Here is a 15,122-nt window from a genome sequence, read left to right on the forward strand (position 1 = left end):
AAGTCACGGGAGTCTTTTTATAACTAATGATATGATTGTCGTATGGGGTGGCTTTGAACGGGTGATAATTAATTAAAAATGTCTAGTCAGAAAGGAACTGCTATGCAAGAGACTTCTAGAAACCTTAGGTTCAATTATTTTTTTGAAATGATTCTCTACCTCATTTGCGGAGTATCAATTGTTTATTTTGCCCTGATTGGGAATTATGATAAAACATTTCAAGCGGGTCTTATCATTGTCGTCCTGATACTCTTTAGGGGCTTAATCACATGGACCAAAAGTGAACTGCCTCCTGCACTACGATTCTCGGTGCTGGTCTTTATCGCGATTACGATGATGCTCGCCAATTTGTTCAATATGTATGGTGTTATCCCTTATTTAGACAAGATTGAGCATCTGCTGTCTGGAGTTATTTTATTCTTCGTAGGACGATTCATCTTGATCAAGATGGCTAAGCGTAAAGGGCTGGGCGGTCTGCCTTCCAACATCATCATTTGGTTCGCGTTTCTATTTGCTGTTGCAATGGCTGGAATATGGGAGATTTATGAGTTTACGGTGGATCATCTCTTTGAGCTTCATTCGCAAAATGGCAGTTTGAACGACACGATGCTGGATATGATCTGCGGAACATTGAGCGCTGGCATCGCATCCTTTTATTTGTACGATAAAGTACGCAGAACAAGTAGAGTGGATCCACGTTGATTCTAAGGTTCAATGATCTGTTTTTTCGCTGATAGCCCGTTAAGCTCATAAAGGCATAGTTACCTTCATATGACGTACAGGAGAAATACGATCGAACACCGGAAAACTACTGCTTAATCCCGTCAACTACGAGGGACCCGCTTCTTTTTTTATTTTTTTTGTAGTAAGCTCTATAATTATGCTGTTTATTCCAGTAAAGAAAAAGCTTGAAGAGGCTGAGTCTGATTATGGAACGCTTCAGTTCAGGTTAATAAACTAATCATTAAATAATAGGGAGAGACCCTGCTCTTGTATCTCACTAAAATATGATGGAAGCAGGGAGATCTGATGAATAATAGGCAAAAAGAGATTTTTCGCATTTTGTTAACAGAATCGAACCGATTATTGTTAGTGCAGAATCTAGCTGATGAGATCAACTGCTCAGAGAAAACCATTCGGAGCGATCTGAAAATTATAGAAGAATATATAGAAAGGTACTCAAATACAAGCTTGGTGAAAAGGCCGGGGCGGGGCATTTATCTGGAGATTGACGAAGCCGATCAGGCTGATTTATTCCACCGTCTTTATGCAGGAGAAAGTTCGGCTAGACATGAATCCGACGAGGAAAGAGTTCTGCATCTCGCTTATCGGCTGCTGATGGATGCCAAGCCCGTAGCCATTCAGGACTTAGCGTCGCAGTATTTTGTGAACAAAGCTGTTATTCGTAAAGATGTAGAGAAAATTGAGGTGTGGTTACAACCCTTTAATTTAGCCTTAATCTCCAAGCAGAGAGTTGGCCTTGCAATTGAAGGCTCCGAAAAAAATAAAAGGACGGCTTTGGTGCGCTTGGACCAGTTGATAGACAGCTCGGAGTTGACGGGACAGATGATGATGAAGCAATTTGAGCAACACGAGATTGCTGGCGTATACAATGAATTAAGGGCGCTGCAAAAACGGCATTCGCTTTATTACACAGATGAAGCCTTTGAAAGTCTAATGCTACATATTTTGCTGATGGTCAAACGAACCAAACTTAAACAACCAATCTCTCTCTCCGATCAAGAAATTGCTTTTTTGCAGAAAAAAGCGGAATTTATATGGGCCGAGGAGTTTTTGCTGCGTTTGAAACGGCTGTTTGCCGTGTCTTTCCCCAGTAAAGAAGCAGCTTATTTAACATTGCGCCTACTTGGTGGGAAATTCCGCTATCGTCAGGAGAGTGAGGGTTCTAGTGGGGACGATTTGGCGGACAGACAGCCTCTCTTACAGGGGATTGTCGAGCAGCTGACGCGCCGGATGTCGGTGCTTAACATGATTCAGTTTTCCCAAGATCAAGTATTGATGAATGGTCTGAAAGTTCATTTATATACTACCCTGAACCGTCTTGATTACGGGCTGGCCGTGTCCAATCCGATGCTGGCCGAGATCAAAAAAATGTATCCCTATATGTTCGACCGGGTCATTGTTGCGCTGGAAGAGATGGGTGAATCGCTTCATTTATCTATTCCCGAGGAAGAAGCAGCCTATCTGACGCTGCATTTCCAGGCATCTGTTGAAAGGCTTCATAAAGGCCAGAGTAATCCAAAAAAGGTGATTATCATATGTCACATGGGTATTGGTATGTCCCAACTGCTCCGAACGAAAATTGAACGTAAATTTCCATCTGTGCATGTGGAAGCATCGATGGCCAAAGCGGAAGTGCATGACTATTTAGCTACCCATAAAGTTGATCTTGTCATTTCTACCGTCGCTCTTTCGGGGCTGAAGATCCCTCATATCCATGTCTCCCCCTTGCTGGAGGCTAGAGACGAGCGAAAGCTGGAACATGAAATTAAACAGCTTGATGAGCCAAACAACAGACAAGAATCCATTTTTTTGAAGTACACAACACCATTTCTAGTCTTTCTCCAGCAGGATGTGCAGCAGCCAGACCAGATTATAGCTAAGCTGGGGCAAGTATTGGTGGACAAGGGATATGCGGAGGCAGGTTATTCGGAAAGCACTCTGGGGAGAGAAAAAATGTCGTCTACGACTATAGGGGGAGGGATTGCCATTCCGCATGGTAGCCCTCAATTGATCAAACAATCGGTAATTGCAATCGCCACCTTAAAGCAGCCACTCCTCTGGGGAACTGAAAAAGTGGAGCTCGTGTTTATGCTAGCGTTAAAAAGTGAAGAACGGGAAGAAGCGAGGCAGCTATTTAAGGAATTGTCGCTGATCAGTGAGCGTCCGGCTTTTGTCAGTGCTTTGTCCAAGGAAACTGATGTGATGAAATTTCTGAGCAGACTGAAAGGGTAAATTAAAATTAGGCTATACACACGAAAAAGCATGACCTTTTAATATCGCTTTATTTTTTTGACAAGAATAAATTTAGTTTTTCCGGAAGTTGCGGTAAAATTTCAATCTGAGAAGGAGATGGTTGGCGTTTATACTATGAATGTAAGCGGAAACATTTATAGTGAAGGAGAATGGCTATGAAAATATTGGCAATTACCTCATGTCCTAACGGAATAGCACATACGTATATGGCCGCCGAAAATCTTCAAAAGGCGGCAGCTAAACTAGGCATCAAGATGAAGGTTGAAACTCAGGGTTCTATTGGAGTGGAGAATCAGTTAACCGAGCAGGATATCCGTGAAGCGGATGGCATAATTATCGCGGCAGACAAAACGGTCGTAAAGGATCGGTTTGTCGGCAAGAAGCTGCTTGTAGTTGGCGTACAGGAAGGCATCCGCCATCCGGAAGAGCTGATCAGACGGGTGATGAGCGATGATGTGAAGGTCTACCGAGCACAATTACGGTCTGCTGAAGATATCAAGCAGGAGAAAAAGTCGAAGCAAAATCCGATTTACCGCCATTTGATGAATGGTGTGTCCTATATGGTGCCGTTTATCGTTGTCGGCGGCTTACTGGTCGCAATTGCGCTGACCCTTGGTGGCGTGAAAACTCCGGGAGGACTAGTCATACCGGATGATTCATTCTGGAAGACGATATTGGACATCGGATCGGCCGCATTTACCTTCATGGTGCCCATATTAGCCGGTTTTATTGCGATGAGTATTGCGGATAGACCAGGTCTTGTTCCGGGTATGGTAGGAGGATTCATCGCCGCAAACGGAAGTTTTTACGGAAGTGAGGCGGGAGCTGGATTCATCGGCGGAATTATCGCCGGTTTCCTAGCGGGTTATGTAGCGCTTGGAATCAAGAAAATGAAAGTTCCTAAGGCACTAAAACCTATCATGCCAATCATCATTATTCCAATATTAACCTCCCTGATTGTCGGTTTGATTTTTGTATTCCTGATTGGTTCTCCAATCGCACAGCTGTTTGAATCCCTGACGGGGTGGCTCGCAGGTATGCAGGGTACAAGCTCGATTTTGCTAGCCCTGATTCTGGGTGCGATGATTTCTTTCGATATGGGCGGTCCAGTGAACAAGGTTGCATTCCTATTCGGCTCGGCCATGATCGGAGAAGGTAACTATGAAATTATGGGTCCAATCGCCGCTGCTATTTGTATCCCTCCAATTGGTATGGGACTTGCAACGATGATTAGCAAACGTAAATTTGAACCGGCAGAACGAGAGGCCGGCAAAGCGTCATTTACAATGGGACTGTTTGGTATCACCGAAGGTGCAATTCCGTTTGCCGCACAAGATCCTCTGCGTGTCATTCCGAGTATCATGGTAGGGTCGATGGTCGGTTCGGTGATAGCGATGCTTGGCCATGTTGGGGACAGAGTAGCCCATGGTGGACCGATTGTAGCCGTGCTTGGTGCAGTAGACAATGTGTTGATGTTTTTTGTCGCCGTCATTGTCGGTTCGGCGGTAACAGTTGTCATGATCAGGCTGCTGAAAAAGGATGTTACAGCTGAAACCCAGGCTGTCTTGGGAGAAGCGGATCTTGAATATTCTGTCATAGTAGCTGAGAAAACTACCACAGACGTGTCGGCATTGGAACAGGCAAATGACCGGACCGCGACGGAAGCGCCAGCCATTCACATTGAGAAATTAACCGATATTCTTACACCGGATTTGATTAATCTGGATCTGAATGGAGATACTAAGGACGCTATTATTAACGAAATGATTGGAGCGCTGGAGAGGGCCGGAGCGGTAAGCTCTGCCGGTGAATTCAAAGAGGCTATATTGGCCCGGGAAGAAGAAAGCTCGACAGGCATCGGTCTGAATATAGCCATTCCCCATGGTAAATCGGACGCCGTACTTAAGCCAAGCATTGTATTTGGTATCAAGCAGAACGGAGTAGATTGGAACAGCCTAGACGGAAGCGAAGCTAAACTGATCTTTATGATAGCGGTGCCACGCAGCAGTAAGGGAAACGCCCATCTTAAAGTACTGCAAATCTTATCTCGTAAGCTGATGGATGATGATTTCAGGGGAGATCTCTTGGCGGTTAAATCCAAGGAAGAAGCATACCAGTTGCTTGGTCAGGTGTATTGATCCAATACGCTGAGCTTAAAGTAAATAACAAAAGAGGCTTTCTCGCTGTTGCAGCGGAGAGCCTCTTTTATGATTAATGATTTTGTTTTGAAGAAGAGCTGGTATGGTGCACCGCCCCTTACTCCTGTACAATTTAGAGAATAGTAAAACTGAGGAGGGATAGGAATGGCGGGTGTCTTATTTATTAATGCTGGATCAGAGGGACATATCAATCCAACGATTGGCGTTGTACAGGAGCTTATTTCTCGTGGAGAAGAGGTAGTATACTTCACTATAGAAGCTTTTCGGGAGCGTATGGAGGAAACAGGCGCTGTAGTAAGGACATTGGATGATCAACAATTTATAAAGGCCTTTATTTCAGGTGGGAGGGATTATCTGCTCGAAAGAGTCAATGGGCTTTTACTTACGGCGGATATCGTTATACCATGCGTTCTTGAACAGATCAAAGGGGAGCAATTCGATTACATCATCCATGATTCGATGTTTGGTTGTGGACGTTTAATTGCTCAAATTCTTAAGCTTCCTGCTATCAACTCTTGTACTTCTTTTGCACAGACTAAAGAATCATTTAATCAAATCATGGAACGATTCTACACAGAAGCCCCTGCAGAAATAGTAAAAGCTGTAGACGATAGATTTCAAAGTCTGAGCGTAAAAATAAAGGAACAATATGGTGTGCAGATTCACTCTCCTTACGAAGTGTTCTGTAATCCTGCACCACTTACAATCGTGTATACGACAAGGGAGTTTCAACCTTATGGAGAAGCCTTCGACCCATCGTATAAATTCGTGGGTCCTTCCATCTGTTCACGATTAACGCCAGATCATTTTGATTTTTCTGCAATTGAGGGGAAGGACCTAATTTACATTTCAATGGGTACGGTCTTCAACCAAGCAAGTGATTTCTATAAGCTTTGTTTTGAGGCATTCGGGAATACGGAGCATACGATTGTTATGTCCATTGGGAACAAAGTGCAAATCTATGATTTGGGAGAAATTCCTCCCAACTTTATAGTTAAAAACTATGTTCCACAGACGGATATATTACAGTACACAAAAATATTCATTACACATGGTGGAATGAATAGTGCGCATGAGGGTCTCTACTATGGGGTTCCGCTAATTGTAATCCCACTAAGTGCGGATCAGCCGATCATTGCGGAGCAAGTCGTCAATATTGGAGCGGGCATTAAATTACAAATGCAAGGATTAACTGCAACCCAACTGCGTGAAGCTGTAGAGCTTGTGCTCACCCTTCCGTCATTCCAAAAAGCTGTTGCAACGACTAAAGATTCCTTTCGGTCATCCGGTGGACCTCATCAAGCTGTTGATGAGATTTTCGAATGGAAGTGTCAATATCTTGGTTAGTGTGCATGGCCATCCGTTGAAGGATGGCCATATTTGTTTAACTTTCGAGACAAGCCTATCGCGTACTCTCCACATAATTAAAAATAGCATCTCTCAACTCAAACTCGTACGTTAAACCATTCACAAGTCCCACCACATGATTGCTGTCATACAGATCAAGCATGAAGCCAGCCATTTCCTTTGCGGTATGGAATTTCCGCACAGTGCCGTGATATTCGAAATTCGTGACATCGAAAGCACGTTTCGCGAATTCTGTTTCTGTTGCGGCAGGTGCCAACACTTTAGCCTGCATAGGTGCACCTTGACTCTTCAACTCATGGGATAGTCCTTCAGTAAATGCACTTACATAAAACTTCGTTGCACAGTACGTTATAGCATTGCCTACAATCGTATAACCGCCACCAGATGAAACGTTAATTAATTGCGTGCCATCAATAGTGGAGTAGTCTCGAACGAATAAAGAGGAGAGTATAGTCAACGCTTCTATGTTCAGATGTAGCATTGTAGTTATTTTATTTAAATCTTGCTCGGCCACTGAAGCAAAGTTTCCAAATCCGGCATTGTTGATCCAGGTTTCGATGGCATATCCTCGCAGGCTTTCATACAACGTATAAGCATTCTCGATAACGGATAAGTCAATCTTTTGAATGACAACCTCTACATTAGGATGAATACGAGCGATTTTAGACTGTAATTCCTCTAGCTGTTCCTTTCTGCGGGCCACAAGGATTAAGTTTTTTCCACGAGAAGCAAAAGCTAGGGCAGTTTCATAACCTATCCCTGAACTAGCCCCGGTAATTACAGTATATTTCATGTGATTTCCTCCTATTTTTCTACGAGAATGTAATTCGATCTTACAGCGATTTGATTATATAGGTTAGAGTTTACTCTAAGGCAAATGTTTTTTATAATCAGGGTGACTTTCAAAATAAAATAGATTAGAGGATATGCATGTACACGATTAGCGAGGTATCCAAGTTATTGGAGATAACCACATATACACTGAGATATTATGAAAAAGAAGGGATCGTTGCTCCGATACGCAATGCGAATGGAGAAAGGGTATATGATGATACTCATCTTGCTTGGCTGCGATTTGTACTGAGGTTGAAACAAACCCAAATGCCCATCTCACAAATCCGGCAATATGCCCAGTTATATTTAGAAGGAGAACATACAAGCCAAGCCCGCTTGAATCTTCTGGAAGATCATAGAAGCTCAGTTCAGGATCAAATCAGACATTTAACAGAGACAGAGAAGATGCTGAACGACAAAATTGCTAATTACAAGGTCTTCATTAGTAAAGGGAATACACTGGATTTGTCTATGGATGATTAGTTGTAAAATTACGCTTTATCCATGAAAAAGGGGATTACCTCAGGCCTCACGGCCAACAGGTAATCCCCTTTTCCTCATACATATGGATCTGTTGCAGCGTTTATTATTTCAGAGGAATTTTGATCTCTAGTTGCTTGTTGTAATTTTTAACTACATTACCTTTGGCATCTACTTTATAAGCCCCTGCAGTGCCTTTTTCAAACACCGCTTGATAAGGTCTGATAATGAGATATTCTGCGGCCGGGCGAAGCGCCTCGAACAATAAATCTTCAGAAACAGTATTCTGGGTTGTTGCAACAGATTCCCGTGCAATATATTCTAATTCATTTCCCAGATTATCATAAATGTCATATCCTAAAGCCTGTGCTTGGGTAGCAATCCCTTTAACTACTAAAGCAATGCGCACAGAAGTCTCTCCCACAGCAACACGATTGGTTTTGATTTCAAATTGGTTGTCTTTCTTTAAAGCTGGTAGCTGAATGTTACGCGCTACTCCTGCTTGCTTGAGAGAAAACTTTAGTACATACGGATCTTCGATTCCGTTAAGCTTCACATGGATGCTCAATTCAGAGGAAGCCAGGCTTGCCTTTTGCTGCTCAGTTAGCCATCCGGTCTGCAATACAACAACCGCCTTGTTGGCGTCACCATCACTGATCCAGCGTGGTGATTTAAAATCAATTCCACCTGAATTAGTGAGCTTGGCGTCTACTGCCATAATGGTTCCTTCTGCAAGGTAAGGCTCACCTTTATCGTTCAAGGTTACCCCTGCGAGCATTCCTGAGAACAGGGATCCCTCACGGCTCAGATCGATCTTAATATAATTACCGTCAAACTGTGCACTGCCCTTTAAAGTAAGCTGATCGTGTGAATCGGCGGCTTTTGTTGTATTCAGGGAAGCTTCAGCGGCGGTTTGAACACTGGCTGCTTGGGTTAAAGCCGGCATTCCCAACGCTCCAAGGCATACAGCAGCACTTAAAATTACAGACAATTTCGTTGTCATTTTCTTCATGATATCATTCTCCTTAGTGTTTATTTAACTAGCACGTTTATTTCCAGACCATCGATATAATGCTTCACAGGATTTCCGGAACTGTCTGTTTTGAATGCGCCACTCTTACTTTTTGGATCCTCGAACTCATAAAGATAGCCACGGATTGTGAGCATATTGGGATGTTTCTCGAACGGCTCTACAAGCAGATTCAGATCCTGTGATCTATTGGATGAAAGGAGTGCTTTTTGCGATATATTTTCCAAAACCAGTCCCTGTTCATCCGTCACTTCAAAGCCCAATGTATTAAAATCTGCGTAATCCCCGTCAGTCTCTTGTTCAATGTTGAGTAACAGACGCGTGGTTAATGGGCTATATTCCAGTTTTTGCAGCGTCAGACTCCATCCCTCTGCTTGTGCGCGCATATCAGGTACGACAATACTATTTTCTGTAACCTTACGTGCAGGAATCTCCAGAATGTATGGTGTATCTATACCGTTTAAAAGAAGGGTTACAGTCAGTTCAAATTGATCAGGGAAAGGCTTGGTGATCCCCAAATTCGAAGAATCCACCAGTTGAAAAATAGCTGTACTCTGCTCCTTGCCTTCCATCCAGGTTAGAAAAGGAATAGCTTCCCAATGACCATCTGAGAATTCCTCCATTGAAACCCCATCGATCAAAACTTCTGCGGACATTATTGAACCTTTGCCTAGAAAAGGCTTCCCATCCGCTCCAATCGTCACGCCGGTGAGCTTCCCGTCCAGCCCTTCTCCCTCGCGCTTCACTGAGAATGCCAATCGGTTGCCATCAAATACAGCCTCTTCGGCAGACAAGGTGATTCCATCATGCGTATCACTGCTATTCGGTCGGGTAATCAGACCCAGACGCTGAGCAGCTTGCAATCCTATATCATCTGCCCGTTCAAAAATTCCGCCTATCCATGGAAGCTGCTTGAGCGCATTGGCCAACGTTGGCGGATAGACGGCCGTTAGCATAACACTTAGCACTATCGCTGCAGATACAGCAGCTGCGATTTTTGGATATATCCTTTTTTTCTTTTCCTTTTCCACAGGATCCTGGACAATTGTGGCGAGTGATGCATAAATCGAATCCTGCCGCGACCGCAGTAAAGGTGGAAGCTCCTGTATATTAGCCTTTCCTAGCTCCCTGATCTGCTTTTCTAAATTGTTATTATTCATTAGCAAGACCCTCCTCCCGCACAGGATGTATCTGTTTGGACAACAATCTCCGTGCGCGATGAAGTCGTGCCCTGACCGCTCCTTCGGAGATGTCGAGCACATCTGCAATCTGCTTAATGGATAAATCGTCATAATAAAAAAGCACGATAGCAAGCCGCAGGGATTCGTCCAACTGATTAATGAAGCTTTGCAGGTCTACGTTGCCTGAATCTTCAAAATGCACATAGGAATCGACCGGTTCTTCGGGAATTTCCGCCACAGCTATAGTTCGCTCTCGCATACGAAGTAACTGATTGCATTCATTAATCAGGATGCGTATAACCCAGGTTTTAAAAAACTTAGGCTGCTTAAGGTTGGCCAACCCTTTATACACCTTCAGTGTCGTCTCCTGAAGAGCATCCGCGCAATCTTCATCTTTTAGCAGAATGGTTTTGGCTAATCTGTACAACTGGGATTCCAGTTGCCTGAAAAGACGGGTAAACGCCTCGTGGTCGCCTTTCTGCGCTTTTTTGATATCCAGTTCGTTTTCCAGCAAATGATTGTTCCTCCTTGAGGGCCCTCTGTATGATTAGATGGAGAAGGCATACAAAAAGTTATATTTGGATAAAAAAATCTGAAATCTATTTAATATCATCTATTTCAGAATAATGGAAAACGAAGATTAAAGCCTATAAAGCTTGCTTAAGCATACAAAATGTTATCTTTTCATCCGTTACTAAATATTTTAACTATTGGTATATTGATTTGTAAGTGCTTACATAACTTAGGACGCACACATATGCATCTGAAAATTTAGAATGGAAGGTGATCAGAACGTGAGAGTTAATCAAAAGGGTATCTCTGCATTTTTAGCAGTGTTGTTGCTGCTAAGTTCATTCTCATTCAACATGAGGAGTGCTTTGGCTGCAGATTCGAACAGTTCTTTAATAGTAAATGGCGGTTTCGAGGACAATTTCTGGGAAGATGGATCATGGAGTGTCGATACGTCAGATTGGAATCAAGTAGAAATTAAGCATTTTGCATATGCCGATGATACTTGGCTAAATCCAGATGAAGGAGCTCATGCTTTCAAATATTGGATTAACAAAGTCGCTACTGGAAACCAGACCATCTCGCTTAAGCAGACTATAACGAACCTCCCTGCGGGAAGTTATGAGCTCTCAGTCAAGTCGATGGGCGGTACTGACAATGAGACGGGGAATGTTGAATTGTTTGCGGGTGACGAGAAGGCATCCGCTGTTGCTACCACTGGCTATAATGCTTGGGGAACGCTCACCCTGAAATTTATCTTGAAGCAGGATACCCCGAGTCTTGAGGTTGGTGCGAACATAAGCGGCGCTCCAAGCGCATATGGATTTCTGGACAGCTTTGAGTTGAAACAGTTGAGTACGGATACGACCCAGCCGGTGCCGGCGGATATTTTTGTAAAGAAGGTGGAAGGACTCCAGCCTGATTTTATTAAAGGCGTGGATATCTCCAGTATTATTTCTTTAGAGAATAGCGGAGTCGAGTTTTACAATGAAAACGGAGAAGTGCAGGATATTTTTACAACCGTACATGAAGCCGGGGTTAATTACGTTCGGGTACGGATATGGAATGATCCTTTTGATACAGCTGGAAAAGGTTATGGTGGTGGCAATAATGATCTGGCCACCGCGATTGAAATTGGAAAAAGGGCGACCGCAAACGGCATGAAGCTGCTAGTGGATTTTCATTATTCCGACTTTTGGGCCGATCCGGCCAAGCAGCATACGCCTAAGGCATGGGCCAATCTGAGTTTCGAAGATAAGAAGACCGCACTTTACGAATATACCAAAGTAAGCCTGCAAGCTCTGCTTGATGCAGGTATTGATATTGGCATGGTTCAGGTAGGCAATGAAACGAATGGACAATTCGTTGGTGAATCTAATTGGACGAAGATGAGCCAATTGTTCAATGAGGGAAGCAAAGCTATTCGTGAGATCGATCCTAATATTCTGGTTGCTCTGCATTTTACAAATCCGGAGTCGGCAGGCAGATATGCCACTATAGCGAAGAATTTGCAAGATAACAATGTAGACTATGATGTGTTTGCAAGTTCTTATTATCCATTCTGGCATGGTACATTAAGCAATTTGACATCCGTGTTGAAGCAAGTAGCTGATACTTATGGTAAAAAAGTAATGGTAGCCGAAACCTCTTACGCGTATACCGCAGAAGACGGGGATGGACACGGAAATACAGCGCCGCAAAGTTCAGGTCAAACTTTAAACTACCCTATCAGCGTTCAAGGTCAGGCTAACTCAGTTAGAGACGTGATCGAAGCGGTTGCGAATGTGGGTAAAGCGGGAATTGGCGTGTTTTATTGGGAGCCTGCTTGGCTTCCGGTAGGTCCGAAAGAAAATCTGAAGCAGAATAAGTTGATTTGGGAACAGTATGGTTCCGGTTGGGCATCCAGCTACGCGAAGGAATATGACCCTGATGATGCAGGGGAATGGTATGGCGGAAGTGCCGTTGATAACCAGGCTTTGTTTGATTTTAACGGACATCCGCTTGCCTCGCTGAATGTGTTCAAATATGTGAATACAGGCGCAGTGGCCCCTATTGCTGTAGATGAAATTAAGGATGTTTCGATAACGGCGATTGCTGGGGAGCCAATCCATCTGCCAACAGACGTAAGTGTTACTTACAATGATGGAAGTTCCGGCAAGATGTCAGTGGTTTGGGATCAAGTTGCGCTTGAGCAAGCCATTAGCAAGGGTGCGGGTAGCTATGTGATTGGTGGAACGACGGAAGGCGGTCAGGTGGTAAAGGCTCTTCTAGTTATTAAAAAAGAGAACTTTATCATCAACGCAGGCTTTGAAAATAGCGATAGAAGCATGTGGAAAATCACCTATGCTGACGTTAATGCTCCACATACAGACTACCAAAATAAAGTTACAGATGCCAAAACAGGCAACTATTCACTACATTTCTACTCTGCGAAAGCAGTGGATTTTAGAGTAGAGCAGACTATTTCTGGTCTGAAGCCGGGATATTATAATCTTTCGATGTTTATTCAAGGGGGAGATGCTGCCAACCCCAATATGAATCTGTTTGCTGTAACGGATGGTAAGGAAGTAAAAGTAAACACCGGTGTGAAAGGATGGGCACAGTGGAATAATCCTGAGATCCAGGATATTCTCGTTACCGATGGATCCCTTACCATCGGAGCTAATATCAAAGCAGACGGCGGCGCATGGGGATCGATTGATGATTTCTATCTAAGCTTTGTCAAAGGTATTGAGGAACCTGCTATTGTTGATACGGATGCAGAAGTACAAAATATCACTTCTATGACAGCTACGGTTGGAGGAAATATCACTTCGGACGGTGGTGCTAAGGTTACAGAGCGAGGAATCGTATATTCTACTAGTGCCAATCCGACCATTGAGGATGGTAAAGTTATAGCTGAATCAGGTGGAACAGGAGCCTTTTCAGTAAGTCTTGCAGGACTTCAATCTGGATCTACCTATCATGTACGTGCCTATGCAGTGAATGCAACCGGAGTAAGCTACGGACGAGAGATTACGTTTACAACTTTAAGTTCTAGTGCAAGCTTGAATAGCTTGGATTTGAGCGGCATAACATTGGATCAAACAGTGAGCGGAAGTGTATACGACTATACAGCGAGTGTACCGTATTCCTTATCTAACTTCTCAGTGACGGCAACGGCCAGCGATGCTGTTTATGGTACCTTGACAGTGAGTATGTACAATAGCGTCAATACACTTGTGGCTGGTCCGATAAGTTTGGCAAGTGGGGCAACAAGCATAGAGCTTCCCCTTGAAGTAGGTAGTAACCGATTGGAGTTATTCGTAATTGCCCAAGATGGCACAGGTACGAGATACACAGCAACAATAACGAGAGCTGCGCAAGATAATGGTTCTGATGGTGGTAGTACCTCTAATGTCGTACTTCCGGTTATCTCCTCCAATGGGAAACTGACGCTTCCTGCAGGTCAAGCGGGTGAAGTCAAATTGGATAATGGTCTTGTGATTTCAATTCCAGCTAATGCTTCAGGCAAGCAGTTGGTATTAACGATTGAGAAAGTGCTCGATTCGCAGAATCTTCTCAGCAATCATGAGATTCTCGTAAGCCCGATCTATGAAGTTCTAAAAAACTTCGCGGAGAACTTTAATAAACCAGTCACGCTAACCTTTGTGTTCGATTCAGGACAAGTGAAGAGCGGCCAAACTGTAGCGATCTTTTATTATGATGAAGTGAAGAAGAGCTGGGTGAAAGTTAATGGCGGCAAAATAGATGGAAATCGCATTGCTGCAGATGTGGATCACTTTACGAAGTTTGCTGTACTCGTAGTGGATCAAGCGACTGGATTACCGGTAACCAATGCATCTACTGAACCGACAACAGAGGCTCAATTTAGCGATATCTCGGGACATTGGGCACAGGCTAATATTAAGAAAGCGGTGAGCGAAGGGATCGTCAAGGGTTATACCGACGGAACGTTCAAACCGAATGGTGCGGTGACACGCGCTGAATTTGCGGTGATGCTGATGAATGCGCTGAAGCCAACAGGAAACGGTGTGGAATTGGGCTTCACAGATACAATCCCTGCTTGGGCTGAGAAGTCCATTGCACAAGCTTTAGAGGCGAAGATTATACGCGGCTATGAGGATGTTACCTTCCGTCCGGCAGCGAGCATAACACGTTCGGAGCTAGCAGTTATGATCTCTAGAGCAGCAGGGGGAGATTTAACAACGGCGGCATCAACAGGCTTTGCTGATGATAGCCAAATTCCTGCATGGGCAAAGGATGCGGTTGCAGCCGTGAAGAAATCAGGCATTGTGAGCGGGCGTAACGGCAATGTATTTGCACCAAATGAGACGGCAACAAGAGCAGAGGCAGTAACCATCATTATGAATCTGCTGCAAACTAAATAGTAAACTTACTGTAGTAAGAAAAAAGACCGTCCTAAGGACGGTCTTTTTGTCTATTCTCTATATGTGCCCAAGCTTGGCATTCAAAAAAAAGAAGAACCAGCAGAGTCTGCTGGTTCTTCTTACTTATATAAATAATTTGCATGCAAAGAAAGATCGTGATATTATAAAATAA

The 15,122-nt window shown here is 43.8% G+C and carries 10 protein-coding genes; 6 read left to right on the plus strand and 4 right to left on the minus strand.

Going from position 1 to position 15,122, the window contains the following annotated elements; genetic code table 11:
- The first annotated feature begins 78 nt into the window (after positions 1-78).
- The 4 genes from ACFWMP_RS21110 (at position 79) to ACFWMP_RS21125 (ending at position 6,503) form a co-directional block, all read left to right on the plus strand.
- Positions 79-702: a DUF2238 domain-containing protein gene (locus tag ACFWMP_RS21110; RefSeq protein ID WP_379424634.1), complete on the plus strand. Its 624-nt coding sequence runs from the start codon at positions 79-81 to the stop codon at positions 700-702.
- Between the two features lie 327 nt (positions 703-1,029).
- Entirely contained in the window at positions 1,030-2,976 is a 1,947-nt protein-coding gene (locus tag ACFWMP_RS21115) for a BglG family transcription antiterminator (RefSeq protein WP_042193003.1), read from the plus strand.
- Positions 2,977-3,152: 176 nt separating this feature from the next.
- Complete coding sequence (locus ACFWMP_RS21120; RefSeq protein ID WP_042193002.1) at positions 3,153-5,135, plus strand: PTS fructose transporter subunit IIABC; 1,983 nt, start codon at positions 3,153-3,155, stop codon at positions 5,133-5,135.
- 165 nt (positions 5,136-5,300) lie between these two features.
- Positions 5,301-6,503, plus strand: a complete 1,203-nt coding sequence (locus ACFWMP_RS21125; RefSeq protein WP_379424635.1) for a macrolide family glycosyltransferase — start codon at positions 5,301-5,303, stop codon at positions 6,501-6,503.
- 55 nt (positions 6,504-6,558) lie between these two features.
- Here ACFWMP_RS21125 and ACFWMP_RS21130 read toward each other — a convergent pair whose 3' ends face one another.
- Positions 6,559-7,317 carry an SDR family NAD(P)-dependent oxidoreductase gene (locus ACFWMP_RS21130; protein ID WP_379424636.1) on the minus strand — a complete coding sequence of 253 codons (759 nt, stop codon included), beginning with the start codon at positions 7,315-7,317 and terminating at the stop codon, positions 6,559-6,561.
- A gap of 137 nt (positions 7,318-7,454) precedes the next feature.
- On the opposite strand from ACFWMP_RS21130, the gene ACFWMP_RS21135 reads away from it, so the two are divergent.
- Positions 7,455-7,841, plus strand: coding sequence for a MerR family transcriptional regulator (locus ACFWMP_RS21135; RefSeq protein ID WP_379424637.1), 387 nt, complete (start codon positions 7,455-7,457; stop codon positions 7,839-7,841).
- Positions 7,842-7,944: 103 nt separating this feature from the next.
- Here ACFWMP_RS21135 and ACFWMP_RS21140 read toward each other — a convergent pair whose 3' ends face one another.
- Genes ACFWMP_RS21140 through ACFWMP_RS21150 form a run of 3 tightly spaced genes read right to left on the minus strand, consistent with a single transcriptional unit; the run spans position 7,945 to position 10,563 of the window.
- Positions 7,945-8,850 (minus strand): DUF5643 domain-containing protein, encoded by a 906-nt coding sequence (locus tag ACFWMP_RS21140; protein WP_379424638.1) that lies wholly within the window; start codon positions 8,848-8,850, stop codon positions 7,945-7,947.
- Positions 8,851-8,870: 20 nt separating this feature from the next.
- On the minus strand, positions 8,871-10,028 hold the full coding sequence (locus ACFWMP_RS21145; protein WP_379424639.1) for a DUF4179 domain-containing protein: 1,158 nt from the start codon (positions 10,026-10,028) through the stop codon (positions 8,871-8,873).
- On the minus strand, positions 10,021-10,563 hold the full coding sequence (locus ACFWMP_RS21150) for a sigma-70 family RNA polymerase sigma factor (protein ID WP_231573368.1): 543 nt from the start codon (positions 10,561-10,563) through the stop codon (positions 10,021-10,023). Before ACFWMP_RS21150 ends, ACFWMP_RS21145 begins: the two co-directional genes overlap by 8 nt.
- A 352-nt stretch (positions 10,564-10,915) precedes the next feature.
- Here ACFWMP_RS21150 and ACFWMP_RS21155 point away from each other — a divergent pair, with 352 nt between their 5' ends.
- Complete coding sequence (locus ACFWMP_RS21155; protein WP_379424812.1) at positions 10,916-14,950, plus strand: glycosyl hydrolase 53 family protein; 4,035 nt, start codon at positions 10,916-10,918, stop codon at positions 14,948-14,950.
- Positions 14,951-15,122: the final 172 nt, after the last annotated feature.

It is taken from the genome of Paenibacillus sp. NPDC058367, assembly GCF_042723305.1.
Lineage (GTDB): Bacteria > Bacillota > Bacilli > Paenibacillales > Paenibacillaceae > Paenibacillus_AQ.

What these genes read in the sequence shown, in the direction of transcription:
- ACFWMP_RS21155 (WP_379424812.1), top strand. Translation starts at nt 10,916, where the DNA reads ATGAGGAGTGCTTTGGCTGCAGATTCGAACAGTTCTTTAATAGTAAAT.
- ACFWMP_RS21110 (WP_379424634.1), top strand. Translation starts at nt 79, where the DNA reads ATGTCTAGTCAGAAAGGAACTGCTATGCAAGAGACTTCTAGAAACCTT.
- ACFWMP_RS21130 (WP_379424636.1), bottom strand. Translation starts at nt 7,317, where the DNA reads ATGAAATATACTGTAATTACCGGGGCTAGTTCAGGGATAGGTTATGAA.
- ACFWMP_RS21140 (WP_379424638.1), bottom strand. Translation starts at nt 8,850, where the DNA reads ATGAAGAAAATGACAACGAAATTGTCTGTAATTTTAAGTGCTGCTGTA.
- ACFWMP_RS21120 (WP_042193002.1), top strand. Translation starts at nt 3,153, where the DNA reads ATGAAAATATTGGCAATTACCTCATGTCCTAACGGAATAGCACATACG.
- ACFWMP_RS21145 (WP_379424639.1), bottom strand. Translation starts at nt 10,028, where the DNA reads ATGAATAATAACAATTTAGAAAAGCAGATCAGGGAGCTAGGAAAGGCT.
- ACFWMP_RS21125 (WP_379424635.1), top strand. Translation starts at nt 5,301, where the DNA reads ATGGCGGGTGTCTTATTTATTAATGCTGGATCAGAGGGACATATCAAT.
- ACFWMP_RS21135 (WP_379424637.1), top strand. Translation starts at nt 7,455, where the DNA reads ATGTACACGATTAGCGAGGTATCCAAGTTATTGGAGATAACCACATAT.
- ACFWMP_RS21115 (WP_042193003.1), top strand. Translation starts at nt 1,030, where the DNA reads ATGAATAATAGGCAAAAAGAGATTTTTCGCATTTTGTTAACAGAATCG.